The organism is Microbacterium sp. NPDC077391 (assembly GCF_040686955.1).
GTDB classification, from domain to species: domain Bacteria; phylum Actinomycetota; class Actinomycetes; order Actinomycetales; family Microbacteriaceae; genus Microbacterium; species Microbacterium commune.
Genome location: NZ_JBFBMI010000003.1, coordinates 1 through 2,608 on the forward strand (window position 1 = coordinate 1; position 2,608 = coordinate 2,608).

At 65.8% G+C, this 2,608-nt stretch carries 4 protein-coding genes, 1 tRNA gene and 1 pseudogene; 4 read left to right on the plus strand and 2 right to left on the minus strand.

Annotation, left to right across the window (positions count from 1 at the left end; translation table 11 throughout):
* A pseudogene (locus AB0O65_RS08165) lies at positions 1 to 205 on the plus strand (hypothetical protein); the annotation flags it as partial.
* Here the strand turns inward: AB0O65_RS08165 and AB0O65_RS08170 are convergent.
* Positions 178 to 384: a cold-shock protein gene (locus tag AB0O65_RS08170; RefSeq protein ID WP_071641060.1), complete on the minus strand. Its 207-nt coding sequence runs from the start codon at positions 382 to 384 to the stop codon at positions 178 to 180. The pseudogene AB0O65_RS08165 and the gene AB0O65_RS08170 overlap by 28 nt on opposite strands.
* A gap of 650 nt (positions 385 to 1,034) precedes the next feature.
* On the opposite strand from AB0O65_RS08170, the gene AB0O65_RS08175 reads away from it, so the two are divergent.
* Together AB0O65_RS08175 and AB0O65_RS08180 are read left to right on the plus strand one after the other, a co-directional pair.
* The gene (locus AB0O65_RS08175; protein ID WP_313480197.1) at positions 1,035 to 1,199 is read left to right on the plus strand and encodes a CsbD family protein; all 165 of its coding nucleotides are present in this window, start codon (positions 1,035 to 1,037) and stop codon (positions 1,197 to 1,199) included.
* A gap of 128 nt (positions 1,200 to 1,327) precedes the next feature.
* The gene (locus tag AB0O65_RS08180; protein WP_071641056.1) at positions 1,328 to 1,645 is read left to right on the plus strand and encodes a hypothetical protein; all 318 of its coding nucleotides are present in this window, start codon (positions 1,328 to 1,330) and stop codon (positions 1,643 to 1,645) included.
* 70 nt (positions 1,646 to 1,715) lie between these two features.
* Here AB0O65_RS08180 and AB0O65_RS08185 read toward each other — a convergent pair.
* A tRNA-Leu gene (locus AB0O65_RS08185) sits at positions 1,716 to 1,799 on the minus strand.
* A gap of 139 nt (positions 1,800 to 1,938) precedes the next feature.
* On the opposite strand from AB0O65_RS08185, the gene AB0O65_RS08190 reads away from it, so the two are divergent.
* A partial coding sequence (locus AB0O65_RS08190; protein ID WP_363384059.1) for a DUF3662 and FHA domain-containing protein occupies positions 1,939 to 2,608 on the plus strand: 670 nt, incomplete at its 3' end.

Here is a 2,608-nt window from a genome sequence, read left to right on the forward strand (position 1 = left end):
CGGCAAGGCGGTGGTCGACGCGGATACGGCGATCAAACGCATCCGGTCCGCGGTCGACGCGCGTCGTGACGAGAACTTCCTCATCATGGCGCGCCTGGAGTGTCGGCCCCCGGAGTGCACGCCCGCAGACGCAGAACTCCCCGGCGCCGATCGGCACCGGGGAGTTCGAAACCCGCCTCAGAGAGGGCGGATGTTTTCGGCCTGAAGGCCCTTGGGGCCCTGTGCCACATCGAACTCGACGCGCTGGTTCTCGTCGAGTGACCGGTAGCCGCTGGATGCGATGGCGGAGTAGTGCGCGAACACGTCGGCGCCTCCGTCATCGGGGGAGATGAAGCCGAAGCCCTTCTCCGAGTTGAACCACTTGACCGTGCCCTGGGTGCTCATTTACTGCCGTTCTGCTCATTGCCATGTCGACGCAGGATGCTCCGACTGCGCTAACGCTATCCCAGCGGACCCTTCCGTCAACAGGCCGAATCGGAAGGTGACCCAAATGTTGCACGAAAAAATGGATGGCCCCCACCGCGGGGGGAGCGGTGGGGGCCGAAGACGACCGGAGGGTGCGTCGGGGTTCAGCATACACACTTCTCGAGAAATTTGTCCCCCATATGGGGGACAAAACGGAGAATCAGTGTCATGATGAGAGCGGCCCCCTCGCCTCAGCTTCTGGGGAGATGCAGGCAGGGAGCCAATCGCATGCGGAGATCGTCGGAAACTGGGGAGTAGCCGTCACCGAAGGGGAATCGGAGAACAAGCGATCAGATCCCACCGCGTGCACTCCAGGATACGACCTGGGGGATGAGATGGGGATTGCAGGCTCGGAGAGGAATCGTCGGCACAGCGAAGCCGATCACCTCTCCGAGCCGCTGCATGTCGGTCTGCCCGTTCCCGCAGCCGCGGCAGGCGACGGGCCGTAACGCGACCCGATCCACCTGTCAATCCCTTGGCCCGATCCGACAGCCGGATGGCACGCTGGCATCTCCACGTCAGACCGGGCGGTGATCCCGCCCCGAACGGAGGGAGACACCATGGGAGCCATGGACGACGCCAAGCACAACACCGAGAAGCTCGTGGGCAAGGCCAAGGAAGGCATCGGTGACGCCACCGACAACGAGCGCCTCGAGGCAGAGGGCAAGACCGATCAGGTCAAGGCCGACGCCAAGAAGATCGGCGATGACGTCAAGGACGCCTTCAACAAGTGACCTTCACGGCCCGCGTGCCTGATTGAGCGCCGTCGACCTTCGGGTCGGCGGCGCTCGTCATTCCGCCCGCCGACGGCCCCACGCGCGGAATGGACACGCCCGGGGCGTCCGGCGGCTTATCATCCAGTATGGGAAGACTGAAGTACGACAGCAGCGCGCCGCCGATCACGATCGACGACGAGACGCTCGTGCATCTGAAGATCGTCATCGGCACCAAGCTGCGACGCAACGAGAGCTTCCTGCTGACCTGGCTGCGCGGTGACGACGCCGAGGACGCCCGCACCACGATCTGGGTGCATCCGGCGATCCCGATGCAGTTCGGGTTCGACTCCGCGGTACTCCCGCCCGTCGCGCCGGATCGCATCACGACGATCATGACGGCGCTGAACGCCACCGGCGAGCTCGTGCTGGACGAGTACATCCACGCTGCGGCCGAACCGGCGTGACGACGCGCCGGTCGTCACGCCGGATGGAAACGGCGAAGGCCCCGGATGATCCGGGGCCTTCGCCGTTCTGTGCGCGAGGGGGGACTTGAACCCCCACGCCCTTGCGAGCACTGGCACCTGAAGCCAGCGCGTCTACCTATTCCGCCACTCGCGCATCGTCTCGTTCCGGAGAACTCAACCTCGAAAGGCTATCACGATGGACGGCGTGCTTCGAACCGCTCCGACCTCGAGAAGCGGTTATCCAGCCCGCCTGACTACGATGGCCCTACCGGTCGGCATGCCAGAGGAACCTCGTGGGACTACTTGACAGCTTTGAGAAAGGTCTGGAACGCGCTGTGAACAGCGCGTTCGCCAAGACCTTCCGCAGCGGCATCCAGCCGGTGGAGATCGCCTCGGCGCTGCGGCGCGAGGCCGACACGAACGCGGCTGTGGTGAGCCGCGACCGCATCATCACCCCCAGCGACTACCTCGTGCGGCTCAGCCCGGACGATCACGAGCGGATGCGCACGCTCGGCCGCGCGCTGCACGAAGAGCTCTTCGCGCTGATGACCACGCACGCCCGCGCGCAGGGCTACAGCTTCGCCGGCCCGCTGCACATCTCGATGGAGGCCGACGAGAGCCTGGCCACCGGCATCGTGCGGGTGAACTCCTCCTCCGTCGAGAGCACCGTCGACTGGCAGGGTGTCGTCGAGATCGACGGCCGCCGGCATCCGCTCACCAGCGCCCGCACGGTGATCGGCCGCGGCGGCGACGCCGACATCACCATCTCCGATGCGGGCTCCAGCCGTCGTCACGCCGAGATCCTCTGGGACGGCGAGCGCGGGATGCTGCGCGACCTGGGTTCGACGAACGGCACCAAGGTCGATGGGCAGAAGATCCGCGAGACCCCGCTCACGCCGGGCACATCGTTCACGATCGGCCGCACCGAGCTCACCTTCGACGTCGTCCCGGTGAACTCCGAAG

What these genes read in the sequence shown, in the direction of transcription:
- AB0O65_RS08180 (WP_071641056.1), top strand. Translation starts at nt 1,328, where the DNA reads ATGGGAAGACTGAAGTACGACAGCAGCGCGCCGCCGATCACGATCGAC.
- AB0O65_RS08170 (WP_071641060.1), bottom strand. Translation starts at nt 384, where the DNA reads ATGAGCACCCAGGGCACGGTCAAGTGGTTCAACTCGGAGAAGGGCTTC.
- AB0O65_RS08175 (WP_313480197.1), top strand. Translation starts at nt 1,035, where the DNA reads ATGGACGACGCCAAGCACAACACCGAGAAGCTCGTGGGCAAGGCCAAG.